Below are 24,568 nucleotides of genomic sequence, written 5' to 3'. Positions count from 1 at the left end.
GGTGCCGTTCGGTTTCACACAAGTCATCACCTATGCGCTGTCGGTCGCAGCGATTGTGATCACCAGCGTCGTTTTGATCCAAGGCTATCGCGATACGGCGGCAATCCACAAACACAGAAAGCGGTACCGATGGACCTTCCGCACGCCTTCGCGTCCAGAACTTGCTTCGTGGCCTGTGGCGACTCCCTCGCCGGCCTTCTGGCGGGCCTCGTTCGGAAAAGACATCGTCTGCCCGCGCCATCTAACCCGCGTAGGGGGCGAAATAGGTCGCGCCGGCCGCAACACGCACGGCTGCTCGGAACTTACACGTTCTCTGGGGATTGGGGAGAACGTCCAGAATTCGTTTCACTCATTCTCAAGGAATATGGAGATGGCCAGATCTGCCAGGCAATCATCGGGCAAGCCCGCGACGATCCATGATCAAAAGCTCGCACGCGGAAACGGCGGCGAACTCCATCAGTTCGCCGATGGCGACGCGGAGGTCCTGACGACAGCGCAGGGCGGACCGGTTTCCGATGACCAGAATACGTTAAAAATCGGCGAGCGCGGACCGGCGCTTATCGAGGATTTTCATTTCCGCGAGAAGATTTTCCATTTCGATCACGAACGCATTCCCGAGCGCGTCGTGCATGCGCGCGGTTACGGCGCCCACGGATACTTCGAGACCTATGAATCGCTAGCGGCTCACACCCGCGCCGACATCTTCCAACGCGCCGGAGAGAAGACGCCGGTCTTTGTGCGATTTTCGACGGTCGCAGGATCCAAAGGCTCGTTCGATCTCGCGCGCGACGTGCGCGGCTTTGCAGTTAAATTCTATACGAAGGAAGGCAACTGGGACCTCGTCGGCAACAATATCCCAGTCTTTTTCATTCAGGATGCAATCAAATTTCCCGACGTCATCCACTCGGTGAAGCCAGAGCCTGACCGCGCCTTTCCGCAGGCGCAATCGGCCCATGACAATTTCTGGGATTTCATTTCGCTGACGCCGGAATCAATGCACATGATCATGTGGGTGATGTCGGACCGCGCCATCCCCCGTTCCTTCCGTTTCATGCAGGGGTTTGGGGTTCATACCTTCCGGCTGGTCAACGCGAAGGACGAGTCAACCTTCGTCAAGTTCATTTGGAAGCCGAAACTCGGCATGCAGTCGGTCGTCTGGAATGAAGCGGTCAAGATCAATGGGGCTGATCCGGATTTCCATCGACGCGACTTATGGAATGCGATCCGCTCCGGCGATTTCCCAGAATGGGAGTTGAACCTTCAGCTGTTCGACCAGAATTTTGCCGATAACTTCGACTTCGACGTGCTCGATCCGACCAAGATCATCCCCGAGGAGATTGTTGAGCCGCTACCAGTCGGCCGGCTAGTGCTCGACCGGATGCCCGACAATTTCTTTGCCGAGACCGAGCAGGTGGCGTTCATGACACAAAACGTACCGCCCGGCATAGACTTCTCAAACGACCCGCTGCTCCAGGGCCGCAACTTTTCCTACCTCGACACGCAGCTTAAGCGTCTCGGCGGCCCGAACTTTACTCATATCCCGATCAACGCGCCGAAGTGTCCGTTCCACCATTTCCAGCAGGACGGCCACATGGCCACGCGCAATCCCGTGGGACGGGTCAATTACCAGCCGAACTCGTGGGGCGAGGGCCCGCGAGAAAGTCCACAACAGGGATTCCCGACATTCGCGAAGTTAGAGGAAGGCCAGAAGGCCCGGCTCCGTCCCCAAAGCTTCGCCGACCATTATAGCCAAGCGCGGCAGTTCTTCATCAGTCAGACCGCAACGGAACAACGCCATATTGTGACGGCGCTTACGTTCGAGCTGAGCAAATGCGAGAATCCGGTAATACGCGAGCGTATGGTCGCCCATCTCCTCAATATCGATGAAACGCTCGGCACGACGGTCGCGGGCAAGCTTGGTATCAAGAAGCTTCCTAAGCCTGCCGATGCGGCAGTGCCGCCTCGCGACGACCTGCCGGCATCTCCGGCCCTCAGTATCATTGGGAACGGGCCCAAGAGCTTCGCCGGGCGGAAAGTGGGCGTGCTGGTCACTGCCGGCGCAGACGCGGCACTTCTTAAGAAACTGCAGTCGGCGATCGAAAAGGAGGGCGCCGTCATGGAGGTGGTCGCACCGAAGGTTGGGGGCGTAGAAGCAGCGGATGGCAGCTGGATAGAGGGCAAACACATGGTCGACGGCGGACCGTCCGTCCTCTTCGACGCAATAGCACTGATCCTTTCCGAGAACGGCGCTGAGCGGCTGACAAAAGAAGCCGCGGCTCACGATTTCGTTTCCGACGCCTTCGCCCACTGCAAGTTCATAGCATTCTCGCCCCAGGCGCTTCCGCTCCTGAAACACGTAGGCGTCGACCCGGAACTGGACGAGGGAGTGATTGCACTCAGCGATCCGAAAGCAGTTCATTCATTCATTCAGGCCTGTCGCGAGCTCCGGCTCTGGGGCCGAGAGACAGCGGTCAAGCTTTAACCGAAACCAACAACGAGAGCTTCTTATGTGATCAATACGGAAACCTCTGTGCCTCACAATAGATCGTGCGACGCACGCGACGAACTGCAGGATGGCTATCGTACCGAGATTTCGGTCTCGGTGGTGAGCAGGGGAAACCGATCTCGGTTGCCACCCTCACATTTAGCAACCGTTGGCTTGGTTGATGCATTTTCTGAGCACCCCGTTCCGGGTCGCCACCTGCAAGTTTAAGCATCTCCCATTGAAACATTGCGCCGCAGCATTATCTTGTGCAGTGCAGCAATATATTCCTGAAGCTACCTGAGGCCGCTATGATCGCCATCCTGGCCGTTACGGCCTGGAGATTTTGTCATGCGCTCGCTGGCCAACACCCTCGCCTTGCTCAAGCAGTTCCGCACAAATCAAGCTGCCCCTCGGGGTGAAAGCCTCCTGGCTCCATTCGAAGCCTTTGGATCGAACCCCGGCGAGCTTGAGGCAAGAGTTCACGTGCCATCCACGGTGGTTCCGCGGCCGGCGCTTGTCGTGGTGTTGCACGGCTGCACCCAGACGGCGGCGACATATGATACTGGATCTGGATGGAGCAAATTGGCCGACGATCACGGCTTTGTCGTTTTGTTTCCTCAGCAGACCCGCAGCAACAACGCCAATCTCTGCTTCAATTGGTTCCAGCCGAACGATATCGCGCGCGGCCGAGGCGAGGCCCTTTCAATCTACCAGATGATCGTGACCGCCGAAGCGCGCTACGGCATCGATGCCAGCCGGGTCTATATCACCGGCCTGTCGGCAGGCGGCGCTATGGCGAATGTGATGCTGGCGACCTATCCCGAAGTCTTTGCCGGCGGGGCAATCATAGCGGGCCTTCCCTATGGAACTGCATACACGATACCCCAGGCGTTCGACCGTATGCGGGCGCACGGTATGCCCGACGGAAAGTCGCTTCAAAACCTGCTTCGATCTGCGTCCAAATCAAAGGGTCCCTGGCCTTCAATATCGGTCTGGCAGGGAACCCAAGACACTACCGTCAACTCCGCCAACGCAGACGCGATTGTCGAGCAATGGCAGGGCATTCACCAGACAAGAGCGTCCCCTCGGGCAGACCAACCAAGGTCACGGCTTGAACGCCTGGTCTGGGTCGATGCTGACGGGACGGAACGCCTTCAGCTCTATCGCGTCAAGGGCATGGGCCACGGCACGCCAATCGACGTCAAAAGCGGTTACGGGCGGGCGGGGCCATATATGCTCGACGTTGGCATTTCGTCGACCGAGGAAATTGCGCGGTCATTCGGAATTTTAGCACCGGCTTTGAACCACGCGTCGCATGGCGCCAACATTGACGTCCCTGCGCCCATCTCAAGCAGCAATGGTGACAGCCCGCGTCAAGCAGGACCGACGGACGGCATTCGGCGGACCATCGAGGACGCGCTGCGTGCGGCGGGACTGATGCGCTAGCCGCACCCGCATCCCTCCCCGTGTCTCTGGCAAAGCGACCGAAAGGGTATTCGGGTGAACGCGGGCGGGCCGGGTCCGCCCCAGCGACAAGGAGGCGCAGGATGTATCGAAGTTCGGTGCCAACGTGCCGATGAAACGTCCAGCCCAGCCCGAGGAGATTACTCCTGCCTACGTCTTTTTTGGCTCTCCCATGCTCCAGCTGCATCACCGGTGAGATATTGGCGATCATCGGTGGTTGGGTCCCACCTTAGCTTGCCCCGTTTGATCCGGGATGCTCTTCGTAGAAGAGCTCCTAGTTGCCGCAGGCATTAACCGGACTTTCTCGCCGGCGTTCCGCTGGTTGATGCCATAAATCTCCCATCGGTTTTTGCCATGTCGTGGCATCCCGGCAAACACCCAAGATCAGGACAATGAATTTGTGATGGGAACAAACCTGCCATCCAGCGATTTTGCGTTTGCAAACCAACAGGTGGATAATGGCTAGTAATACACAGCAATCGATCGAAGATCAGATCGCCGACTTGCGTTCCCAGGTCGAAGAGGTGAGGCAAGCTTTCAGTGCGCGAGTCAGCTCAGCGACCGAGGAGGCATCAGAACTCGCCAGGAGCGCAGTCCAAACGGTCCGCAAGCAGGGACAAGGGGCGATAGGGGCCGCGCGCGACAATCCCGGTACGGCAACGGCAATTGTAAGTACCGCCGGCTTGCTCGGATTCGGCATAGGCCTGTACTTGGGGCTTTCTACGGCGAGCCGGCTTCGGATGTGATGGCAGTTATCGCATCAATTCGGCTCCAAGGCTTCCAACCCGAAACGCGCGAACATCACTCAAGTCGAGCTTGGGCAGGGCGTTGGGCAACCGCAAACGTTCATCTCCAAGTCTGAGTTTGGGAAGCGCCGGTTGGATATTGCCGCGTTCGTGGCGGTCAGCCGCGCTGTCGACCCCGAACCTCATGCGATCATGCGCAAGGCAGACGCTCGCAATGATTGAGCACTTCCGATCAATCATCCGTCGTAGAGGCGTGTCGATAGCATTGCCGACGTCAGTCAGCCACACCCGCGCAAGCTTCCGTAAGTGCCCGCCTCAATTCTCGGGGTTCATAGGGCTTCTGCAACGTGGGCGTGTCGCGAAATTCATCCGAAAGGCCATCTGTGCCGTAGCCGGTGGCAAAGACAAACGGGATGTTGCGCCGGCGCAAGATTGCGGCGGCGGAAAAGGACGTTTCGCCGCCCAGGTTGATGTCGAGAAACGCAAAATCGATATCTGCGCGAGTGGCGAGTTGCACTGCTTTGTCGAGTCGGGTGGCGCAGGCCACCACACAATGTCCCATTCCTGTGAGAAGGTCCTCAAGGTTTAGCGCGACGAGAACTTCATCCTCCACGATCAGGATCCGCCTCGCCTCCGCTCGGGCCACTTCGCCCTCCCAACAACTCTTCGCCAGCGGATATTGGTGCAACGATGGTGCACTCAAGGCCGGAGGACTTGTACCCAACGCGCACCTCTCCTCGAAGTTCCGACGCCAGCGCCCGTTCGATCAGGAGCGAGCCAAAACCCTTGCGTGTTGGCTGAACAACCGGAGGTCCGCCGCTCTCCTGCCAACGCAGAACGAGCTGCCGCTCGGCCCCGTTGCCCTCGAGTTGCCATGCGATCAGGACGTGACCGTTTTCCGAGGTGAGCGCGCCGTATTTCGCAGCATTTGTGCTGAGCTCGTGCAGTGCCATGGCAAACGCCAACGCGGCACTCGGCGACAGTCGGATCCTCGGCCCTTCGATCTCGAAGCGGTTTTCTCCCCCGGCATGGGGCCCGACGGTATCGGCGACGATTTCGCGCAGGTCCGCGCTTTGCCAGCTCTCTCGCGTCAGCACGTCGTGCGCCTTGGACAGATTGATCAGCCGCGACCCGAAAGCCTCGCGGGCTTGTTCTAGCGTCGATGCGTGGCCAAGCGTCTGGGCCGCGATGGATTGAATAACGGCCATCGTGTTCTTGACGCGGTGGTTGAGTTCCCCCATCAGCGTTTTGCGGTGTTCGTCGGCGCGCTGGCGCTCGGTCATGTCCCGCGCGATCGTGGAGGCACCGATGACAATGCCTGCGGCATCCTTCAGCGGCGATATGGTCAGCGACACCCAGACCTCGCTCCCGTCCTTCCGCTGGCGCAGCGTCTCGTAGTGCTGAATGTGTTCGCCCCTTCGGACGCGCTCCAGGATATCCAACTCCTCGTCGTGGCGGTCCGGGGGCACCAGGGTCATGATCGATCGGCCGACAACTTCATCGGCAGCATAGCCGAACAGCCGGGCCGCTCCGCTGTTCCAACTTTTGACGATGCCGTCGAGGGACTTGCTGATGATCGCATCGTCCGATGATTCGACGATCGCGGCGAGGCGTTGCGCCACCGCCTCGGCCTGCTTGCGCTCGGTGATATCTACCAGCATGTTCACGCCCCCGGTGACCTTGCCCGAAGCATCGCGCAAGGGCGTCGGATAAGCCAGGAAAGGCACGCGCACGCCGTCGGGTCGCTCGGCCACCGCTTCGGCACCGTGTATCGGCCTCTTCTCCCTCAGTGCGACCGCCATGGGGCACTCGTCATGCGACAAGGGCGCGCCGTCCGGTCGATACAAGCGCCAGGATCCGCACCATTCATCCGTGCCCAGCTCCGGAGTGCGGCCCCACAATTCGGCAGCAGCCGGATTGTAGGAGGTGAGCCGGCCCGCGGCGTCGGTGGTGTAGACCGCGCCCGGCAGCGACCCGACAAGATCCCTCAGGCGCTGCTCGCTGGCGCGAATCGTACCATCCGCCTCCCTGCGTTCGGTAATGTCCTCGATGGCCAGCAGGATCAGCGCGTCGCGGCCGTCGCCTTCAGAGAGTTGGCGGGCGTTCAGCATCATGCTGCGCCGGCCGAGGTCGCGAAATTCGTGCTCGACCTCGTAGTCGGTTACCGATTTATCCTTCGATAGCACTTCCTCGAGGAGCGTCCGCAGGGCCGGAATGTCCCATTGCCCATTGCCGAGCGCATAGAGCAGCCTGCCGTCGGTGTCTTTCGGCAAAACCCTGAACAGTTCGTAAAAGGCGGGATTGGCCGAGACCACGCGCTGTTCGGCGTCGAGGACGATCAAGGGCTGCCTTACCGTCCTGACGATCGCTTCGGCATAGCGCCGCGCCTCGTCGACGGCCTGGGCTGCCTTGCGTCGCGCGGTGATGTCGCTGAAGGTGATCACCACGCCGGCGATGTGGTTGTCGCGCGTGCGGTAGGGGAGCATGCGCCTGAGGTACCAGCGTCCGGTGTCACCACGAACCTCGGCCTCGATGGTCGTGAGCTTTTTCAACACCGTCTTCGCGTCGGACAGCAGGTTTTCGTCCGAGAACTTCCGCGCGAAGTGGGTAATTGGCCGCCCGATGTCGGAACTCACGAGATTGAAGAGCTCCTTCATCGCCGGCGCAAACCAAGTAATCGCCAATTCGTCGTCGAGAAACAGCGTTGCCGTCTCCGAGCCCGCCAGCAGGTTGTTCAAATCGTTGGTGGTGCGCTCCAGTTCCACGATCTTGTGCTGGAGCTGGCTGTTGACGGTATTCAGTTCCTCGTTGAAGGACTGCAACTCTTCCTTGGAGGTTTCGAGCTCCTCGTTGGTGGACTGAAGTTCCTCGTTCATCGAGATCGCTTCCTCGTTTGAAGCCTTCAGCTCCTCGTTGGCGGTCTCGAGGTGCTCGATAGTGTCGCGCAGCTCGGCGCGCATCGACATCAGTTCCTCCTGAAGCGCTCGCTCGCCGGACGTCGTTTCCATGGCATCGCGGACAGGCGGGTCGTTGGATGCGGCAGCAGACTCATCCGGCGCGAAGCTGACCAGAGCCAGTTTCCCGCCTTGTGGCGAGACGGGCAGCGGCATCACGGTCATGGCGATCCTACGGGAAGATCCGTTCTGAAGTACGTGCGCATGTGCCGTGACGGTCTTGTCGCCCCTCGTGGCTTCGCGTATCGCGCCGCGAAGTTTGAGGCCCAGTCCGTCCCGCGTCATGGCGATGAGATCTCTGGTCGGCTGTCCCGAGGGCTGCTCCAGGTAGTCGCGTGTCGTTCCGTGGAAATAGACGACGCGGCCCTTGTGATCGATCAGCACCGATGCAGGGGCGTAGCGCTCCAGCAGGGCCCGGCGTGCGATTTCAGCCAGTGGCGCCGTTTCCGATGGTACCGAGCGCGGCTCGCCCGTGGCCCCGGTGCTGGCGGATCCACGCAGCGGCCGATAATCGATGAGATCGTGCCGGGTTGGTCCAGTGCGGCGATAGATGCGCCATTTCTTCGATATGGTGTCGAAGAGATCGTCATGCCGCCCGATCGTCTCGGCATTGCCTAAAAACAGATGCCCGTCCGGGCGCAAGGCGAAGTGGCATTGGGCGATGACGCGCTGCTGCGCCACCGGCTCCAGATAAATCAGGAAATTGCGACAGGAAATGAGGTCGAGCCGCGAGAACGGCGGATCGCGAAGCAGGTTCTGTGCGGCGAACACGACCGTATCGCGAAGCTCCTTGGTGACCTGGAACGAGCCGTCGAGCTTTTCGAAGAAGCGGCGGAGGCGTTCGGGCGAAAAGCCTGCCAGGGCGGCGGCGGGATAGATGCCGTCACGCGCCTTGCGCAGATTGTCCTCCTGTGCGTCCGTGGCGAAGACCTTCAGGTCGAAGCGCTTTGCGGCAGCTTCGGCGTGCTCGGTTATCAGCATGGCGGCGGCGTAGGCTTCTTCTCCCGTGGCGCAGGCAGGAACCCAGACCCTAATCTGTGCGCCGCTCTCGCGCCCTGCAACGAGGGGGACGATCACAAGTTTGGCGAGTGCCTCCCATGCCTCGGGATCGCGGAAAAACCCGCTAACGCTGATCATCAGGTCCGCCACCAAAGCGGCGGCCTCGTCCGGATTGGCCCGCAGATCGTTGAGATAGTCCGCGGTCGTGTCGATGTTCCTCAACCCCATGCGACGATGGATACGCCGCCTCAGTGTGTTGCGCTTGTAGTTGCCGAAATCGTGCCCGTTTCGAGCGTGCACGACCTTCAGAATCTGTTCGATCGTCGCTTCCCCGTTCGCGCGGTCGGTCTCTACCTCGGCGGGATCGGAAACGTAGCCATGGTTGACGTAGGCGATCAGGGTCGCGGGCATTCTGTCCGGCGCAAGAACGTGGTCGGCAAGACCGGCAGCGATCGCGCTCCTCGGCATGCCATCGAATTTGGCCGTCTCCGGCGCTTGTATCAGGCTCATGCCGCCTTCGGCTCGGATGTCCTTCAGGCCTTCGGTGCCGTCGCTCCCTGTCCCGGAAAGCACGATCGCGACCGAACGCTCGCGCTGCTCCGCGGCGATCGAGGCAAACAGCACGTCGACGGGATGCCGCTGCCCGCGAGGCTCCGCCGGCCTTGATACTTTCAATGCCCCTTCCGCCAAATTGAGATCGGTGTCGGGGGCGATGACGTAAACGTGGTCAGGCACGAGCGTCATTCCGTCCTCGACCTGTACCACCGGCATCCTGGTGTGGCTGCTCAGAATGCGGGCCATTTCGCTTTCGCGCTTCGGATCGAGATGCAGCACCACGACGAAGGCACAACCGCTGTCGGCCGGCATGGCGTCGAAGAAGTTGCCCAACGCCTCGATGCCGCCGGCAGACGCGCCGATTCCGACGACGGGAATGCCCGCGATAGCGGCGGGACCTGCCTCGCTCGTATCGTCGATGCGCCTTCGTCCAGCTGTCGCTGTGTGACCAGTTACAATTGAATTGCTTGCCATGGGTACGCCTGTTCATGATGCACACAGCGGTCGAACGCGACGAGAAAGCGTGCGCACGCGCAGGCACCACCGTTGCATAGATGCCATTCTAGCTTATTCAAACCTCTGTGTATCAATGTCGCCCGCGTGAAGATCAAGGCTGCCTTGTTCTAGCACCCGCGGTCTTGCCGGGCTTTGATCTGTCCCGCTGAATGCGGGAGGCAAGGGCGCCTGTCGCTTCTGCCCTCTGCATTGTAGCGGGAACTTAAGTGCCGACCGCGCATTGTTAGAAAGAGCAAATTCAGCTATTGCGAAAGGCAGTTACAATGCCTTCTGTCCACGAAACGGTCCAGCGGTCTCGGCCGCTGGAGAGCCAGGTTGTTGACCTCATTCCGGCGCTTAGGGCCTTTGCGCGCACCTTTGTGTCGTCGAGCTTCGAAGCGGATGATCTGCTGCAGGAAACGCTTTTTCGAGCACTGCGCGGCATTGACGGTTTCCAACCGGGAACCAATCTTAAGTCCTGGCTTTTCACCATCATGCACAACGCTTTCCGGACTCAGTACAAGCTGCGCCGGCGCGAGTCCCCGGGCCTCGTTAACTGCGCCGAGCTACCGATCCCGATGCCGGCACCGCAGGACTGGTGCGTCTTAACCGTGGAACTGTGCAGCGCTCTCGACACTATGGCACCCGACCATCGAGAGGTGCTGATCCTCGTTGCTGGATATGGGCTGAGCTACAAGGAAGCCGCCGACATCTGCGACTGTGCTGTCGGCACGATCAAGAGCAGGCTCAGCCGAGCGCGCGAGGAGCTTGCCTACCGGATGAGCGGCGTTCCGCTTCCCTGAAATTGCCTCCACCGCTTCCTTAAACAGAACGGACAAACACTTCGGATCAGGATACCAGAATCCAGCATGACCCCCGTTTCGCCCCGATTTGTGGGTGGCTGGAATCGGTGGGGTCGCCCCGGGGGCGCAATATCGTTTGCGACGATGAATTCATGCTTGCAACCAGTACCCGCAGTTGCTGCAAGTCCCGTATCATTTCTCATCCTCGATCCGCTTCACTTCACTGGTCGCCTCGATTCTCCTTGAAGCTTGGGCGTTGGGCATTGGCCACAACTCGACGCGAAGCGAAGGCTTTTTGCAGCCTGTTTGCGAGTATCAGCAGACGATTCGGTATATCGTCGATTTCCGCGTACCCGGCGCCAACGTGATCGCCCGGAGGGTCCGTCGCCAACCTATTCGCGGGGTGGTCGCTCGTCTTCTTGCCGGAAGCCATCTTCGTCCTACATTTCGTTGCGAGTTGCGCTCGTTCGTCACTTTCGATGACGAGACCTGGACCTCCTGGGACCACTCGCTTCATCACTACGCCTTGGGCGGTCTACAGAGTTGAAACTGATATTCGATGAAGCGGCAAGGACGCTTGGAGGCGACGGCGCCCTCAAGCGTCCAAACGCCATCAGGCAGCGGCCTTGATGTTCGCCGCCGTCACCGCAAGCTTGCTAAGGGCCTTGTCGGTGGCGCCTTCTTCCTGCAGGGTCTGATCGAGAAGCGACACCGCCTCTTGCAGCCCGAGCTGCTTGGCCCAGGTCTTCAGAGTGCCATAGCGAGAAATTTCATAGTGCTCGACCGCCTGGGCCGACGAGATGAGGCCAGCGTCAAGTGCGGGGCTCCCCTTGAATTCCTCCATGATCTCCTCGCTCTCTGCAATAATTCCCTGAATGGCCTCGCAGGTCTTTCCCTGGGCGCGCTTGCCGAAAATTTCAAAGACCTGTTGCAAGCGTTCCACATGGACTTCGGTTTCGTCCCGGTGCTTTTCGAACGCTGCCTTGCTGTCCGGCAGTTGCGCCGCGCGTGCCATCTTCGGCAGCGCTTTCAGGATCTGCCGTTCAGCGTAGTAGATGTCCTTCAGGCCATCATGAAACAGCGTTTCAAGCGTCTTCTCTGGCATGGCAACCTCCTTTACGGTGTGGTGGAGCCGCTCCAACATCGCCCAGCTGCAATGGTTCCGAACGGGAACAAAATGCGGTTTGGAAGACTTGGCTCGTAGGCGCACGACCTTCGCTCGGCACAGGTTCAGGCGGAGCGTCGATCGCGCCCGAGGAAAAATGAGTGAGAACCAACGCAGCCGAGCGCCTATTCGGTTTTGCTTTGCGGGGTCGGCTGATTGGAAAGGGGCTTGCCTTAGACCCGTACCAAGTCCGCACGGTTCCGCCCAAAATCCCTGCTGACGATTGCGTCAAACGATGACTTCACGATTGCGGCAAGCTGAGCCTCAATGGCACTAGTGACGGGTGCTGTGCTCGTTTCGCTTGCGCGTTGCGGCGGCCTTCTTTGCGGATGCTGAGCGCTCAGCTTTAGGGCGTCCCGCGGCAGCCCGACCGCCGACGTGCCCGCCCTTTTTGGCGGATTCGTTGGTGTCGGGCTGGCCGCGGCCCGAACCGGACTTGTTGCCACCGCCGCTGTCCTTGTTCACAGTGGCCCAGGCACGGCGCTCCGCCTCCTTCTCCGACACGCCACGTTTTTCGTAGCCTTCGGCGATATGGTCCGCCTTGCGTTCCTGTTTGTCGGTGTACTTCGATTTATCTCCGCGGGGCATGGCGTATCTCCCTCTCTTGAGGCCCCGCCCAACCGGCGCGCCGATCAAACGTTCCCTTGCTGGCCCTCCACACGCCGCCGGTGGGAACCAAGGCGGCGAAGTCTGGTTTGACGTACATCGCTCCGGTGGCCTCCCTTGGGGGGCCATATTTTGAGGAGGCCGTCGACCGGTAATAAAGGCGGCCGGGCTCTGCCCGGCAGCACCCGCCGCTCGAATCTCAGCCGCCGCGCCTCAATCGGGCGGACAATTGATCCTGACGATGACGCGGCCGGGGTCGGCGAGACTTTCAGCAAGCCGCTGAACGACGTCTGCGCCCCCCGGGCAGATCGACTGCCCCTTCAATAACGACGCTGTTTCCAAGCACCCTGAATGTGAGGTTTCGCGTCTCCAAGAATGCCTCCGCATTCAGATAGACGCAACGAGGCCCGAGATGTCGGCTCCCTCGCCGCCTCGGCAATCGAACTCCGGTAGGATCAAGACCATCGCCAGCCTCCTCCTTTCCTGCGCCCAACACTCTGATTGGTGCGATGTTCCGCAGGCTTGGTATGCCGGCTGAGCCGGCGCGATCCGGGAATGACCGACCTTAGCTAGGAGCAGCCGTGCGCATCGCCCTTCTCGTCAACAACGTCACGAAAGAGATGCTGACAATCGCGGAAACTCTGCACCAGAAGCTCGTTGAGGACGGTACGTTCCTGGTCGGCCTCGATATCGTCGGGGCAAGTTGCTGGAGATCAGTTTACACCCGGCGGGCTTCAGACCATTCGTGAAACTTTGTGATGTCGACTTCTGCGAAGGACATCCTGGATTCGCTGGAGAACAAGGTCCAGATCAGGAAAACGGATCGTGGCGCGCTGAGCAACCGCATCCTTTCACTTCGGCCGCAAAAGGGGTTCCGTGCCGCCAAGCCCAGGAACTTGCGGAGCTTGTCGACGTTTTGAGATGGCAGCCGAAAAGGGGACCGGAATGGCGATCAAGCAAACGCATGTCAATTTCGACCACAGTCGATTTTCCAAGGGCCTGGCGCGCGGATTGGCTGGCGCACTGCTCTTTGCGCTGCCCATGTTCCTGACGATGGAGATGTGGGAACTCGGGCTCTATATCGACCGATCAAGGCTCCTTCTGTTGCTCCTCGTCAACATCCCCTTGCTCATCCTCCTGGCGCGCCGGATCGGGTTTGAAAATATTTCGACCTGGCATGAGGCAGTGCGCGATGCCAGCATTGCCTATTTCCTGGGTCTGTTGGCCAGCGCCTTCGTGCTGTCTGCCCTAGGCGTTCTGAGCGTCGGGCACGCTCTACCCGAGGCGGCAGGCATGATCGCCATTCAGACGGTTCCGGCCAGCATCGGTGCGTTGCTTGGTCGCAGCGAATTGGGCGGGCGCGACGATGATGACGAGGACGCACAGGACCCCCTCGACGATGATGCGCAAAGTGGCTACGGCGGCGAGCTCTTCATGATGGCCGTCGGCGCCTTGTTTCTCGGATTGAATGTCGCCCCGACCGAGGAAATGATCCTGATTTCCTTCAAGATGTCACCCTGGCACGCAATCGCACTCATCGTTTCGTCCATCGTGCTGATGCATGGTTTTGTCTACGCGCTGTCGTTTTCGGGCGGACACGAACTGGAAGAAGGCACACCCGTTTGGCATGCCCTTATCCGCTTCACGCTCCCCGGCTACGCCGTCGCCTTTGCGATCAGCTTCTACTGTCTCTGGACGTTTCATCGGCTGGACGGCATCGAACTGACCCAGGCGATCATGAGCACGGTGGTGCTTGCATTTCCAAGCGCAATCGGCGCCGCGGCAGCGCGGCTCATTCTCTAGGTGATCTATGGCAAAACCGTCGAAATCCCGCTCGATCGAAAGTGGCGAAGGTCACTGGATCGAATGGCTTACCGGGTCGGTCTCAGCCATCGCTGTGATCGCCCTGATCGGGTGGGTCGGCTTTGAAGCTGCGACGCAGAGCGATGGAGCGCCGGACCTGTCAGTCAAGACGATCAGCAGCGCAAGCCGGGACGGCGGATATCTTGTCATGTTCGACGTCGAAAACGCGGCCGACCGGACTGCCGCCGACGTCGTCGTGCGTGGCGAGATCACGGCCGGAAACACTGTTGTCGAAACGGTCGAGATTACACTCGACTATGTCCCGATGCATTCAAGGACGCGTGCTGGATTGATCTTTCGCAACGAGCCTGCGGGGCGATCCCGGATTTTTGCCACCGGCTTTAGCGAACCGTAGCTTATGGCGACATTGTTCGGGAACCCAGGTTGGTCTCACCTATACTGCCCGTCCAAGCCTGCTCGGCAAGCCCGGCACATTCATTGAAATTGAAGGGAACGCCTCTCTCCTCAAGGACCAAGAGATGTTCAAGAAGCGCTGGGTGAGCGATCTCGAACGCTGGTTCCCGCAAGGGGTGGACACACCCTGGCCTCTTGCTGAAGTCCGCGCGCAGCAGATCAGGTATCGGGATGGTGACGGAGACAAGAAAAATCCCGATCCCGTAGCCAGGAACATGGCTCTCAATATCGTTTCGTCGCATCGTCCCGCCCGGCCCTTGCATCCGGGTTAAAGGCGACCTGTTTGAAGGCGCGCTTCCGCAATCAGCCGATTGATAAAATCGAGTTTGGCTATGACCGGTGGCGAAAGAACGAACGGATAAATGTCCCGTTCGCCCATGGATCGCTGGAAGGTGTTAAGGGCCAGGCTGATCGGAACCCAGGCGTCCACCAGTTGCTGAGCATTCTCCGCCCGATAAGGGTCGAAATCGACCTCGACTTCAAGGGCGTGGTGACTTAACGGCTCTATGGATAGCCCGAATGATCTGGTCGTCTCCAGCGTATCGACAATGTGAAACAGGTGGGCCCAGCATTCGGCAAAATCTTCAGATGGGTGGCTGCTTGCGTAAGCGGAAATGAAGGTATCCTGCCAGTCCGCAACTGGCCCGTTGTCGTAGCTTTTTTGGAGCGCTGCTGCGTAGTCTTCGCGCTCGTCACCAAAGAGAGCACGTGCCTCTTCAAGCAAAGCGCCCTTTCGCACCAATTGCTGAAAATAAAAGTGACCGATCTCGTGGCGAAAGTGTCCAAGCAGGGTTCGGTAGGGCTCTCCCATCGAAACACGAACGGTCTCGCGAACGATGTCATCGGCCTCGGCCGCTCGAAGACTGATCAGACCGCTCCGGTGCCCGGTCATTGCAGGGCTGACACCGCCGCCTTCATTGATCGCATCTTCCAGAAAGTCGAAGACCAGGCCGCCCTCCGGGTCGACGTCTCTTCCGGGACACGGAAGGCCAAAGCGCAGAATGGAATAGAACAGATGGCGCTGGGCCGCGCCTATTCTATGAAACCTTGCGAGGCCCTCCGGGGTATTGGTGTTGGGGATGAGCCGATTGTAACGTGCAGGAATTGCCAGAAGAATTGGATCGTCGGCCGCAACCAACCAGTTGCTCCCGTCTATGGCTGCGTTGGCACAGAACCGCCAGGTTTCGCCAGGCCGTGAGGGAATGCTCCACAAACCCTCGCCTGCTTCCAAGAGAGTGTGCAGCGTCAATGTGTCTGCAACAAACCCGACCGGCGCATTGTTGGCCCCGACGCTGAAATGATTGTCGAAATAGAGCGGAAACCCGCTGATATCGCATTGGTAGAGCCGCATGCCAAACACCTCTTGCAATGTCGCCGCATCGCTTAACGCGCGAGAAACGAGATCCGGCGAGGCAACTCATGAGATTTTTCCCGCGCGCCTCGCCCGATTTGCAAAGGCTCAGGGTGGGGAGCCTTAAGTCGGAGCTCTGCCGGGTTCGACCGGCGAGCGTTTGACCGAGCACCTTGACTAGTCGACCACCCCACCCATGTCCTTCTCATGTCTCCCCTATCTGACGCGGCACGGGGGAGAGTTCATTGCCGATCTTGGCCGCTTGTTGCCCATAGTACGACGCGTATGGGAGTACGAATTGGAGACAATTACGCGCAAGCGCAAACTGCGGTCCTTCCAGCCATTATGGGCAACCACTCGGAAGATCCAGGTCGCGGCTCAACAGCGCATCCCCGCCAACGTCGTCGACGTGCTGATTGTCGGCGCCGGCATTGGAGGGGCGCTGATGGCCCTGTCCCTTGCCAAACGAAACATGACAATCCTCGTCGTTGATCGACGGCAACCGGTGCAAGGTAGCACTCTGGCCAGCACCGCGATGATCCAGCATGAGATCGACATGCCGTTGCATAGGCTCACGGCGAGGCTTGGGCAAGCAAAAGCTCGGCGCGCTTGGCAGCGCTCCGCCAAGGCCGTGGAAACGCTAACTTCGCTTGTCGATAATCTTGGGATCGACTGCCATCTCGAGCGGAAGAATTCGCTCTACCTCGCTGGAAATGCCTATGGTGCAAGAGCGCTCGCCACAGAGGCGGAAGCACGCGAAAAGGCTGGCATTTCAGCAGTGTTTTTCAATGCCGCGCAACTGCGCGAAAAGTTTGGACTGAAGCGGACCGCTGCGATCGAGTCCACCATCTCCGCGTCGGCAAACCCCGCACAATTAACCGCCGGCGTGTGGCGCAAGGTGCAGGCAGACGGTGTGGCGATCGTAGGAGATACTGAGATCACCGACGTTCGCAGCCTCGATGACTGGAACGCCGCCGCGACATCAAAAGGAGAAATCATACAGGCCAGGCATGTCGTCTTTTGCACGGGCTACGAGTTCCTCGATGTCGCGGCCAACCAAGAGCATCGGATCTTCTCCACCTGGGCGCTTGCAACCAGGCCGCATCATCCGAGGCCCCGTTGGCTCAAGGATTATGTGCTATGGGAGGGATCGGATCCCTACCTCTATTTTCGCTCGACTGCTGATGGCCGCCTCATGGTCGGAGGTGAGGACGAAGAAAGCCCCACAGCATTTCAGGACCCCGTCAAACTCAAGTCCAAATCCAAGACCTTGCGGGCGAAGCTGTCGGCGCTCCTGAAAATACCGATCGCCGAGCCCGCCTATCAATGGGCAGCGGCCTTCGGCGTGACCGCCGACGGGCTGCCGATAATCGGTCCGGTTCCAGGACTCAACAACGTTTATGCTGTGATGGGATATGGCGGAAACGGCATCACCTACAGCCAAATCGCCGCGGAGATCGTGTCGTCAGCAATATTGGGGCACCAGGATCCGGACAGCGAACTTTTTGCGTTTCGCTGAGGTTGCGCGACCTCGCCTTGGACGCGGGTCACCTTCGCAATCGTCTTGTGACTTATCGCAGCAGAGGAGGCTTCTCTCAGGCCAAGGCCAACAGAAAGCTGCTTCATCAATGGAACCGTTTACCGCTGAGCCGGTTCTTTCAGTCCGACATAACCGGAGACTAAAGAGATGGACCATACCAATCACGTGCGCCTTGATCCTTCGGAACTGATACCAGCAAACCTCGAAGGCGCGACCGTTTACGGCGCAGACGATGACAAGGTCGGAACGGTGGATCACCTTCACGGCGTCGGCGCCAACAGCACTGCGATTATTGATGTTGGCGGCTTCCTCGGGATTGGCGCGAAACCGGTCGCGGTGCCATTGGCGGATCTCGACTTCATGCGTGACGATGACGGCGACGTTCACGCCATCACCACCTGGACGAAGGATCAGCTGAAAGAAATGCCAGAGCACCTGGACTCATGACCCGAGCGCAGAGCTGCATCATGGAATGTGGCCATGCGGTGGCAACATGAACATGGCTTCTACCCTCAAAAAAGAAACGGCCTACCCGTCGCCAGGCAGACGACGGGTTGGTTTCGTCAGTGCGCTGGCGGCGCGTCCACCGGGCAAGCGATTATAAGAGCGCAGAATACGCGCGCCTCAAACGCGCCAAATACCTGAAAGTTCCTTGAAAAAACTTCGATTTCGGGCGCCGGTTTGAGGGAACAGATCCGTTGTTGTCCCGTTCAGTCAGCGTGGAAGCCGGTGTTTTGCCGGCCATAGGAGAAACAACCATGATCTTGAAATCTGTCGCTACCCTCGTCGTCATCGCGGCGTTCACTGCACCTGCCCTTGCACAGACGAATGTCATCTGTGACGAAGCCTCGGTTGCCAAGGCCGAACAGCAGATCGGGCAAATCTCCGACGGCGCAAAGAAAATCGAATCCACCAAGGAACTGGCCATGGCGAAAGAAGCCATGACTGCAAATGACGTGGGAAAATGCAAGTCGCATCTCGAGAATGCGATTAAGGGCATGGATGCCATGTAGGCCGGCGCGGCTTCGAGGCGTCTGTTGCCACCCGTCGCAACGCCAATTTCGGAACCTCCCTACCCCGAATTCGAGGAGGTGACACGTATTTTTCGAGAAGTCGAAATCACTGCGTGAATGGCAAAAAAACTCGGGAACCAAAAAACTCGAGCAAAGTTTGACCAGTAGTGCCTTCCACGGGCTGAAAACAAGGATGTAGACATCATGAAAAAACTGCTGCTCGCCGCGGTATTCCTCGGCGCAACGACCTTTGGCGCGCTCGCGCAGACTTCGACGCCTCCGGCCACTACGAACGGTGACACACCGGCCGTCGCGACGCCGGACTCCACCAATCCCACCGCCCCGGTCGCCGGGGCAAATAGCTTCACCGAAGAACAGGCCAAGAAACGCATCGTTGAAGCCGGTTACACCGACGTTGCTGGTCTCAAACTCGATAGCGAGGGCGTCTGGCGAGGCAGCGCCATGAAGGACGGAAAGTCTGTCCAGATCGCACTCGACTACCAGGGCAACGTGGTCGCCAACTAATCCCAGCAGCGAGGAACCCCCATGAAAACCGTTAGTGGACTTTTTGACGATTACTCCGATGCACACGCGGCGGTGAGCGCGCTGGAAGATCGCGGCGTGCCGTCTGACGATATCAGTATCGTTTCCAACAATGTCGATGACCGGTACTCCAACGACAGCAATGCTGCCGAGGGCGCAGGTACAGGCGCAGGCCTAGGTGCTGCAGTTGGTGGCATCGGGGGTCTCTTGACCGGGCTTGGCGTCATGGCCATTCCCGGTGTCGGACCTGTGGTGGCGGCGGGCTGGCTTGCCGCGACGGCAGCCGGTGCAGCAGCCGGCGCAGTCGCCGGTGGCGCTGCGGGGGGACTGATCGGCGCGATGACCGAATCCGGCGTCCCCGAAGAGCATGCCCATGTCTATGCGGAGGGCGTGCGCCGCGGCGGAGCCGTTGTCACCGCCCGGGTTGACGAGAGCCTCTACGCGGACGCCCAGGCCATCCTACGCCGGGGCAGCTGGGTAGATCCCGAACAACGCCGCGCGGCTTACCTCGAGCAAGGCTGGACACGCTTCGACGAAAAGCTCGATCCCTACACTCCCGAAGAGATCGAGAAAGAGCGTCTCCGCTACAGGCCTTGACGGGAACCGGGAGGGCTTCAAAAGCGTTTATTAGCCAGCCCTTAGAACTCGATTTCGGCCCCGCTCGGGGCCGATTTTTTATTGCTAACAACTGCGCGATCACAATCGCACGTCAGTCTCGTCCTCGTGCGACCTCATCGGCCAGCGAGATCCCTTTCAATCCCCAAGTAGCCCTCTCAGTCCGGCAGAATCTCGGACCCTCTTAGCGGTTGGGCAGACGCCTGCGCGGCCAGGCCCTTCAAAAGCCCGCCTCATATTTTGTCCTAGGCGCGATCAACAAACTTGTTGAACCGGCTCAGGCTGCCATCGGCGATTTTGTCCTGGTGCAGGAAAAACAATCGGTTGTGGTCGAATATCCGAAAAAACTCCTCCCATGAAATCGGCTCCAGGTGATCATCCCGTTCGCCGAAATCAATCCGTAAAATCCCACCATCATCGGCGCCCTTCACTCGGGTTGGCCGCCCGTTGCGTGCCTCTGCCCAATGTCGAATCTCGTCATGATCTCGAGTCGTTTCAGCCTTGGTCATCAGCGTTCTCCTCTCGCAATCGTCGCATTACGCGCCGAACAGGCTGAGCATCCATTTGTTCCCGTCGACAATTTCCCAACCCTGGAGCCCACTGCGTTAGTGCCCGGAAGGCGCTGCTCGATCAGAACAGGTAGCCAGGCGGTGCGAGCTTTGGGGAACCGACAACTGCGTTGCATTGTTTCGTTTCCTACCCCTCTGGAGGCACGATTCTTGAGGATTTTCGATGGACAACCGTGTTCGACATCATCGCGTCTCGGTCGCCGGCATCGACAGTTTTCGTGAAGCGGGACGGGCGGACGCCCCTGTGGTTTTGCTTCCGCACGGATATCCTGCTCCTCCTACGAATTTCGCAACCTCATGCCGCGTCTTGCAGACCGCTGGAGGCTGCTCGCGCCGGAATTTCCAGGCGCCGGCTACAGCGCATTCCGGAAGATGTCGACTACAGCGTTGACGGCTAGGCCACCTGGCTCGAGGTCTTCATTGACGCGATGAAAGTCGACCGGTTTGTCCTCTACCTACACGATTTCGATCCCCCAATCGGAGGCCATTCGACGACCCGAACGTATGGTGGGACATCCAGCTGCTCGGAACCCATCTCGACGAAGTCGCTGCGTTGGTTGTAGGCTTCCTCCCGCGCGTTCACTCGGCATGATCGCTCGCGCGAGCTGTGGCAGCCTGAACATTTGACCTTTCTTTCGGGGTTGTCGTGCAGGCGCGTTAGGGAAAGCATGCACGAATGAAATGCCTTCCTATCACCACGAATTTGCTATTCGACTGACCAGGAAGATGCCGAACCCAGGCAGCGACATTGATCGCGAATTCAGCTCACGATGGCACGTGCATCATGCGGAGAAGCCACCGTTTCTTATCGAGTCGGGAGCGGCCGGCTTCGGCTTCTCTGATTGCTAAGCGCAGCACCCGCTCGACTTCGGCGTCTGCCTTGTCGTCGTCAACAAAATGCAATCTGGCGGAAGCGCGCAGAATTGCGACCAGTTTCCGTTCATGGGTTTCGAGTGTGCCGGCCATGAAGCTACAACGACCGGAACTCCGAGCGGTTCCGCGCTGCGCTTGCTTCTTTGGTGAGCATCGGGCGAGTTCGGAAATGCCCTCGCCGCTCCTGTTCCTCACGGAACCACAAAGACCCCACTCGGTTACAGAGCAGCTCCTATAGTTCCAATCCAGCCCTTAACCGCATCCAGTAAGACGCAGACCAGGTCGACGTGAAGAGGCGTGGAACGTTTGTCCGCTGACAGGGTTGAGCCTTATTCGGATCTGGAGGATTGGTGTCATGGTTGCCCCAAGAGCGAACTGGAAAGGCTATATCAAGTTCGGGGAAGTGACCTGCCCGGTCGCGCTTTATACGGCCGTTTCATCGTCGGAACGCATCAGCTTCAACACGATCAACCGAAAAACCGGAAATCGAGTCAAGCGCGAGTTTATCGACAGCGAGACCGGACGTCCGGTCAACGCCGACGACCAGGTGAAGGGTTATGAGGTGGATGACGGGCGATATGTAGTGCTTGAACCCGAGGAGATTGCCGCTGCGGTCCCCGACAGCGACAAGACCCTGAAGATCGAGGCGTTTATTCCTTGCTCACAAGTCGACACCACTTACTTCGACAAGCCCTATTACCTTGCCCCCGACAAGACGGGGGGCGAAGCTTTCGCGCTCCTTCGCGATGGGATGTCCAAGGCGAAGGTCGCGGCGATCGCCAAAACCGTGCTTTTCCGTCGGATGCGAACCGTCCTGATACGGGCACATGGTAAGGGGCTGATCGCTGCGACCCTGAATTTCGACTACGAAGTGCGATCGTCGGAGGAAGCCTTCGCCGGCCTTCCCGACCTGAAGATCGAGGGCGAGATGCTCGAACTTGCAGAGCACATCATTCGCACCAAGAAGGGCAGTTTCGATGCCGGTGCTTTCGACGACCGTTACGAGGCGGCCGTCGCTGAACTGGTGAAAGCGAAAATCGAGGGGCGTTCTCTGCCGAAGAAGAAGGCGCCCATCGCATCCAAGCCGGGCGATCTGCTCAAGGCGCTTCGCGAGAGTGCCGGCCTCAGTGCGAGCAAGTCGAAGTCCAAACGAAAAGCCGCCAATGCCAACACAAGCGCCTCCCGACAAAAGGCGGAAAAACCCTCTGCCAAGTCGAAGCCGGCGGCGCCGTCGCGCCAGGCCAGCTGACAGGAGATTGAGACATGGCTGTTCGCCCCTACTGGAAAGGCTATCTGAAGCTCTCACTGGTAACCTGCCCGGTCCAGATGATACCGGCGATATCAGAAAGCGAGAAGGTTCGCTTTCATACGCTTAATCGCGAAACCCAAAATCGCGTTGAGAGCCGCTTCGTCGACGCGGTAACCGGAAAAGAGGTCAAGGAAGAAGACGAGGTCAAAGGATACCAGCGCGGGGAAGACGAATACGTCCTCCTCGAGGATGAGGAGCTCGAGACCGTCGCATTGGACAGCACCAGGACCATCGATATTTCGACGTTCACCCCGCGAAACAGTATCGAATGGATCTGGCTCGATACCCCGTACTACCTGTCTCCGAATGAACCGGTCGGCGAGGAGGCTTTCTGCGTCATTCGCGACGCGATGGAGGCCCAGAAAATGGTCGGCATTTCACGGCTGGTCATCTCGCGCCGCGAACGTGCCGTCATGCTTGAGCCTCGTGGCAAGGGCATTGTTCTGTGGACGCTGCGCTACGGCGACGAGGTTCGTGGTGAAGCCGCCTATTTTACCGCAGCCAGCGAGGTGAAGGCGGACTCCGAGATGATGCCGCTCGTGCAGCGACTGATAAAGAAGCTGACAAAGGACTGGAACCCCAAAATGGTGGCCGACCCGGTGCAGGAACGTCTGGTCGATATTATTGCTGCCAAAAAGAAGGCCATGAAGAGACCCGCCAAGGCAAAGCCCGGATCATCGAGTTCGCAAGCAACGCCGAACAACGTCATCAACATAATGGATGCTCTCAAAAAGTCGGTCGCAGCGGAAAGTCGCGGGCGAAAATAACCACCGCGCAACGCTCCGCCACAGCCGGCGAACCGAGGCACCTTTTAGGTCATTCGCTCCAGCTCAAAGGCAAACAAGCGATCGTCATTTCGTATGGCCATTAGTCCCATGATTACGTTTTGATCGATCCTGCGAAAATGGTCGATGATCGGCTGATCGTCATAGATGAGGGCCGCACTTGCCGCGCCCTCAAACGTCATCGTCTTAAGCGAGGCGACAGGGCCTTTGGCTTGAAAACCGCGCTGGACCCAGGAAAAAAGCGTGCGGGCAAGCCGCGTTCTTCCGAACTTATGAAAGCGAAGCGCAAGGTTCAGCGGTACCCATTTCGGATCGATGGCCCGAAGCCTTCGACCTCCAGCGCGAAAGAGCAATGCGTCTGCCCGCAGGTCTGAATTAAACCGTTTGCCGAACCAGCCAAGGTTCTCCAGCACGCCGTCGAAGGGATGACCAGTCGGAATTCCCCGGCCCATCCAGAGGCCCTCGAGTTCACATGGTTCGAGAGGTGACAGCCGGCGAAATCGCTCCACTGCCCGTTGCTGGTCATCCACCGGATTGGCTCTTCTCACTATTGCGCCTTCCGGCTTTCGTTTTTGACCGGGCTTCGCGGCGCGCCTGTCGCAACTCATCAAGCATCGGAAACCACCACCCGCGTTTAAGGTCGGCCGATGTGGGTGGCGTTCTTTCGGGCCAGGTTCTTACAAGCTCCTCCAGTGAGCCCCGCCGCCACGTAGCCCAGACAAACAAGTCGTCATCCGGAGCCGGAAAATAGAAATCGCTGACGGTTCCGGCATCCGCAAGCTCCCCGTTGGTCCCGGTGAAGAAGACCACTCCAACATGCGTGGCGATCGCGCGCTCAAAGGGCGGGCTGTGACCCAAGGATATCGGGTAGCGCTTGCGACGCCTTTCCCTCGCCCTTGCCTTCGAGTCCTCTTCCTCTTCCGTACCTTTCAACGCGTCTCTACGCGCTTTCCTTGCTTCAGGTTCGCTGCGCTCGGCCTCGGCTTCAATGTCCGCCCAGCGTTGACGAAGTTCAAAGAGCGAACGATAGGGTACGGTCCAAAGGCGGCGATCCGCATCCCATCGCGCATAAGGTATCTCGCGGATCTCGTTGACGATAGACCGTGAGTAGGGTGTGCGGATCTCCAATGCCGTGGCGCCTGCGTTAAGATATCGGCTTTCGATCGGCTCGAATACGAACGCGTCCCTGCCCTTCTCGTCGGCAAAAATGTCTTCTTGCGCCTCCAACTCCGCCCGCCAGCGTCCGATCCGTCGCTCAGCCGTGCGGCCTGGCACGAACCAGGCATTCAGTCGGTCGCTCCACCGCGCCCGCGGAAACGCTTCGCGAAACCGTTCGACGGTTACGCGATCGTGCGGCAGGTCGGTGGTTGCGCCAATGCGGGCGCCTTCTGACGGCTTGGCATCGTCTTTCTTGTTCATGA

At 59.3% G+C, this 24,568-nt stretch carries 23 protein-coding genes and 2 pseudogenes; 16 read left to right on the top strand and 9 right to left on the bottom strand.

What is annotated here, in order from left to right:
• Window positions 1-370 precede the first annotated feature (370 nt).
• The 3 genes and pseudogenes from ACN9MO_RS31275 to ACN9MO_RS31265 form a co-directional block, all read left to right on the top strand.
• Window positions 371-2,482 carry a catalase gene (locus ACN9MO_RS31275; RefSeq protein ID WP_113737922.1) on the top strand — a complete coding sequence of 704 codons (2,112 nt, stop codon included), beginning with the start codon at window positions 371-373 and terminating at the stop codon, window positions 2,480-2,482.
• Between the two features lie 351 nt (window positions 2,483-2,833).
• Window positions 2,834-3,931 carry an extracellular catalytic domain type 1 short-chain-length polyhydroxyalkanoate depolymerase gene (locus ACN9MO_RS31270; RefSeq protein ID WP_113737911.1) on the top strand — a complete coding sequence of 366 codons (1,098 nt, stop codon included), beginning with the start codon at window positions 2,834-2,836 and terminating at the stop codon, window positions 3,929-3,931.
• A gap of 42 nt (window positions 3,932-3,973) precedes the next feature.
• Window positions 3,974-4,182 (top strand): annotated as a pseudogene (locus ACN9MO_RS31265) (SDR family oxidoreductase); the annotation flags it as partial.
• A gap of 787 nt (window positions 4,183-4,969) precedes the next feature.
• Here the strand turns inward: ACN9MO_RS31265 and ACN9MO_RS31260 are convergent.
• Window positions 4,970-5,308 (bottom strand): response regulator, encoded by a 339-nt coding sequence (locus ACN9MO_RS31260; protein ID WP_309140547.1) that lies wholly within the window; start codon window positions 5,306-5,308, stop codon window positions 4,970-4,972.
• Window positions 5,298-9,677: a PAS domain-containing protein gene (locus ACN9MO_RS31255; protein WP_113737908.1), complete on the bottom strand. Its 4,380-nt coding sequence runs from the start codon at window positions 9,675-9,677 to the stop codon at window positions 5,298-5,300. The genes ACN9MO_RS31260 and ACN9MO_RS31255 overlap by 11 nt, the downstream gene beginning before the upstream one ends.
• Window positions 9,678-9,982: 305 nt before the next feature.
• Between ACN9MO_RS31255 and ACN9MO_RS31250 the strand changes: the two genes are divergently transcribed.
• Window positions 9,983-10,501, top strand: a complete 519-nt coding sequence (locus tag ACN9MO_RS31250; RefSeq protein ID WP_057250062.1) for a sigma-70 family RNA polymerase sigma factor — start codon at window positions 9,983-9,985, stop codon at window positions 10,499-10,501.
• A gap of 613 nt (window positions 10,502-11,114) precedes the next feature.
• Here the strand turns inward: ACN9MO_RS31250 and ACN9MO_RS31245 are convergent.
• Window positions 11,115-11,606: a ferritin-like domain-containing protein gene (locus tag ACN9MO_RS31245; RefSeq protein WP_113737906.1), complete on the bottom strand. Its 492-nt coding sequence runs from the start codon at window positions 11,604-11,606 to the stop codon at window positions 11,115-11,117.
• 333 nt (window positions 11,607-11,939) lie between these two features.
• The gene (locus ACN9MO_RS31240) at window positions 11,940-12,254 is read right to left on the bottom strand and encodes a plasmid stabilization protein (RefSeq protein ID WP_113737905.1); all 315 of its coding nucleotides are present in this window, start codon (window positions 12,252-12,254) and stop codon (window positions 11,940-11,942) included.
• Window positions 12,255-12,853: 599 nt separating this feature from the next.
• Here ACN9MO_RS31240 and ACN9MO_RS31235 point away from each other — a divergent pair.
• The 4 genes from ACN9MO_RS31235 (at window position 12,854) to ACN9MO_RS31220 (ending at window position 14,821) form a co-directional block, all read left to right on the top strand.
• Window positions 12,854-13,021 carry a hypothetical protein gene (locus tag ACN9MO_RS31235; RefSeq protein ID WP_113737904.1) on the top strand — a complete coding sequence of 56 codons (168 nt, stop codon included), beginning with the start codon at window positions 12,854-12,856 and terminating at the stop codon, window positions 13,019-13,021.
• Between the two features lie 196 nt (window positions 13,022-13,217).
• The gene (locus ACN9MO_RS31230; RefSeq protein ID WP_113737920.1) at window positions 13,218-14,075 is read left to right on the top strand and encodes a TIGR02587 family membrane protein; all 858 of its coding nucleotides are present in this window, start codon (window positions 13,218-13,220) and stop codon (window positions 14,073-14,075) included.
• 7 nt (window positions 14,076-14,082) lie between these two features.
• Complete coding sequence (locus ACN9MO_RS31225) at window positions 14,083-14,490, top strand: hypothetical protein (protein WP_057250055.1); 408 nt, start codon at window positions 14,083-14,085, stop codon at window positions 14,488-14,490.
• A 124-nt stretch (window positions 14,491-14,614) separates the two neighbouring features.
• Window positions 14,615-14,821 (top strand): hypothetical protein, encoded by a 207-nt coding sequence (locus ACN9MO_RS31220; RefSeq protein ID WP_162771043.1) that lies wholly within the window; start codon window positions 14,615-14,617, stop codon window positions 14,819-14,821.
• Here ACN9MO_RS31220 and ACN9MO_RS31215 read toward each other — a convergent pair.
• Window positions 14,818-15,900, bottom strand: a complete 1,083-nt coding sequence (locus ACN9MO_RS31215; RefSeq protein ID WP_113737902.1) for a zinc-binding metallopeptidase family protein — start codon at window positions 15,898-15,900, stop codon at window positions 14,818-14,820. The two genes, ACN9MO_RS31220 and ACN9MO_RS31215, sit on opposite strands and share 4 nt — an antisense overlap.
• Window positions 15,901-16,198: 298 nt before the next feature.
• Here ACN9MO_RS31215 and ACN9MO_RS31210 point away from each other — a divergent pair, with 298 nt between their 5' ends.
• From ACN9MO_RS31210 to ACN9MO_RS31190, 5 genes are all read left to right on the top strand, one after another.
• Complete coding sequence (locus ACN9MO_RS31210; RefSeq protein ID WP_057250050.1) at window positions 16,199-17,419, top strand: NAD(P)/FAD-dependent oxidoreductase; 1,221 nt, start codon at window positions 16,199-16,201, stop codon at window positions 17,417-17,419.
• A gap of 168 nt (window positions 17,420-17,587) precedes the next feature.
• Window positions 17,588-17,887 (top strand): PRC-barrel domain-containing protein, encoded by a 300-nt coding sequence (locus ACN9MO_RS31205; protein WP_057250048.1) that lies wholly within the window; start codon window positions 17,588-17,590, stop codon window positions 17,885-17,887.
• A gap of 311 nt (window positions 17,888-18,198) precedes the next feature.
• A complete protein-coding gene (locus ACN9MO_RS31200) occupies window positions 18,199-18,453 on the top strand; it encodes a hypothetical protein (protein ID WP_113737901.1) in 255 nt (84 codons plus the stop codon).
• 204 nt (window positions 18,454-18,657) lie between these two features.
• Window positions 18,658-18,978, top strand: coding sequence for a PepSY domain-containing protein (locus ACN9MO_RS31195; RefSeq protein WP_057250042.1), 321 nt, complete (start codon window positions 18,658-18,660; stop codon window positions 18,976-18,978).
• Between the two features lie 21 nt (window positions 18,979-18,999).
• Window positions 19,000-19,593 (top strand): general stress protein, encoded by a 594-nt coding sequence (locus tag ACN9MO_RS31190; RefSeq protein ID WP_113737900.1) that lies wholly within the window; start codon window positions 19,000-19,002, stop codon window positions 19,591-19,593.
• A 263-nt stretch (window positions 19,594-19,856) separates the two neighbouring features.
• Here the strand turns inward: ACN9MO_RS31190 and ACN9MO_RS31185 are convergent, their stop codons facing one another.
• Entirely contained in the window at window positions 19,857-20,120 is a 264-nt protein-coding gene (locus tag ACN9MO_RS31185; protein ID WP_057250038.1) for a hypothetical protein, read from the bottom strand.
• 223 nt (window positions 20,121-20,343) lie between these two features.
• Here ACN9MO_RS31185 and ACN9MO_RS31180 point away from each other — a divergent pair.
• Window positions 20,344-20,680: pseudogene (locus ACN9MO_RS31180) on the top strand (alpha/beta fold hydrolase); the annotation flags it as partial.
• A gap of 265 nt (window positions 20,681-20,945) precedes the next feature.
• Here ACN9MO_RS31180 and ACN9MO_RS31175 read toward each other — a convergent pair.
• On the bottom strand, window positions 20,946-21,146 hold the full coding sequence (locus ACN9MO_RS31175) for a hypothetical protein (RefSeq protein WP_057250036.1): 201 nt from the start codon (window positions 21,144-21,146) through the stop codon (window positions 20,946-20,948).
• A 262-nt stretch (window positions 21,147-21,408) separates the two neighbouring features.
• On the opposite strand from ACN9MO_RS31175, the gene ACN9MO_RS31170 reads away from it, so the two are divergent.
• Together ACN9MO_RS31170 and ACN9MO_RS31165 are read left to right on the top strand one after the other, a co-directional pair.
• A complete protein-coding gene (locus tag ACN9MO_RS31170; protein WP_112995772.1) occupies window positions 21,409-22,302 on the top strand; it encodes a Ku protein in 894 nt (297 codons plus the stop codon).
• Window positions 22,303-22,316: 14 nt separating this feature from the next.
• Window positions 22,317-23,129 carry a Ku protein gene (locus tag ACN9MO_RS31165; protein ID WP_425989117.1) on the top strand — a complete coding sequence of 271 codons (813 nt, stop codon included), beginning with the start codon at window positions 22,317-22,319 and terminating at the stop codon, window positions 23,127-23,129.
• A gap of 44 nt (window positions 23,130-23,173) precedes the next feature.
• Here the strand turns inward: ACN9MO_RS31165 and ACN9MO_RS31160 are convergent, their stop codons facing one another.
• Window positions 23,174-23,695, bottom strand: a complete 522-nt coding sequence (locus tag ACN9MO_RS31160) for a DUF4334 domain-containing protein (protein ID WP_057250031.1) — start codon at window positions 23,693-23,695, stop codon at window positions 23,174-23,176.
• Complete coding sequence (locus tag ACN9MO_RS31155) at window positions 23,670-24,566, bottom strand: hypothetical protein (RefSeq protein ID WP_057250029.1); 897 nt, start codon at window positions 24,564-24,566, stop codon at window positions 23,670-23,672. The genes ACN9MO_RS31160 and ACN9MO_RS31155 overlap by 26 nt, the downstream gene beginning before the upstream one ends.
• Window positions 24,567-24,568: the final 2 nt, after the last annotated feature.

Source organism: Ensifer sp. R-19 (genome assembly GCF_049905105.1).
In the GTDB taxonomy this organism is placed as follows: domain Bacteria; phylum Pseudomonadota; class Alphaproteobacteria; order Rhizobiales; family Rhizobiaceae; genus Ensifer.
This window is presented reverse-complemented; position numbering and strand designations above follow the sequence as displayed.

Coding starts and splice junctions, on each gene's coding strand:
- ACN9MO_RS31275 (WP_113737922.1), top strand. CDS start 371: ATGGCCAGATCTGCCAGGCAATCATCGGGCAAGCCCGCGACGATCCAT.
- ACN9MO_RS31270 (WP_113737911.1), top strand. CDS start 2,834: ATGCGCTCGCTGGCCAACACCCTCGCCTTGCTCAAGCAGTTCCGCACA.
- ACN9MO_RS31255 (WP_113737908.1), bottom strand. CDS start 9,677: ATGGCAAGCAATTCAATTGTAACTGGTCACACAGCGACAGCTGGACGA.
- ACN9MO_RS31250 (WP_057250062.1), top strand. CDS start 9,983: ATGCCTTCTGTCCACGAAACGGTCCAGCGGTCTCGGCCGCTGGAGAGC.
- ACN9MO_RS31245 (WP_113737906.1), bottom strand. CDS start 11,606: ATGCCAGAGAAGACGCTTGAAACGCTGTTTCATGATGGCCTGAAGGAC.
- ACN9MO_RS31240 (WP_113737905.1), bottom strand. CDS start 12,254: ATGCCCCGCGGAGATAAATCGAAGTACACCGACAAACAGGAACGCAAG.
- ACN9MO_RS31230 (WP_113737920.1), top strand. CDS start 13,218: ATGGCGATCAAGCAAACGCATGTCAATTTCGACCACAGTCGATTTTCC.
- ACN9MO_RS31225 (WP_057250055.1), top strand. CDS start 14,083: ATGGCAAAACCGTCGAAATCCCGCTCGATCGAAAGTGGCGAAGGTCAC.
- ACN9MO_RS31220 (WP_162771043.1), top strand. CDS start 14,615: ATGTTCAAGAAGCGCTGGGTGAGCGATCTCGAACGCTGGTTCCCGCAA.
- ACN9MO_RS31215 (WP_113737902.1), bottom strand. CDS start 15,900: ATGCGGCTCTACCAATGCGATATCAGCGGGTTTCCGCTCTATTTCGAC.
- ACN9MO_RS31205 (WP_057250048.1), top strand. CDS start 17,588: ATGGACCATACCAATCACGTGCGCCTTGATCCTTCGGAACTGATACCA.
- ACN9MO_RS31200 (WP_113737901.1), top strand. CDS start 18,199: ATGATCTTGAAATCTGTCGCTACCCTCGTCGTCATCGCGGCGTTCACT.
- ACN9MO_RS31195 (WP_057250042.1), top strand. CDS start 18,658: ATGAAAAAACTGCTGCTCGCCGCGGTATTCCTCGGCGCAACGACCTTT.
- ACN9MO_RS31190 (WP_113737900.1), top strand. CDS start 19,000: ATGAAAACCGTTAGTGGACTTTTTGACGATTACTCCGATGCACACGCG.
- ACN9MO_RS31185 (WP_057250038.1), bottom strand. CDS start 20,120: ATGACCAAGGCTGAAACGACTCGAGATCATGACGAGATTCGACATTGG.
- ACN9MO_RS31175 (WP_057250036.1), bottom strand. CDS start 21,146: ATGGCCGGCACACTCGAAACCCATGAACGGAAACTGGTCGCAATTCTG.
- ACN9MO_RS31170 (WP_112995772.1), top strand. CDS start 21,409: ATGGTTGCCCCAAGAGCGAACTGGAAAGGCTATATCAAGTTCGGGGAA.
- ACN9MO_RS31165 (WP_425989117.1), top strand. CDS start 22,317: ATGGCTGTTCGCCCCTACTGGAAAGGCTATCTGAAGCTCTCACTGGTA.
- ACN9MO_RS31155 (WP_057250029.1), bottom strand. CDS start 24,566: ATGAACAAGAAAGACGATGCCAAGCCGTCAGAAGGCGCCCGCATTGGC.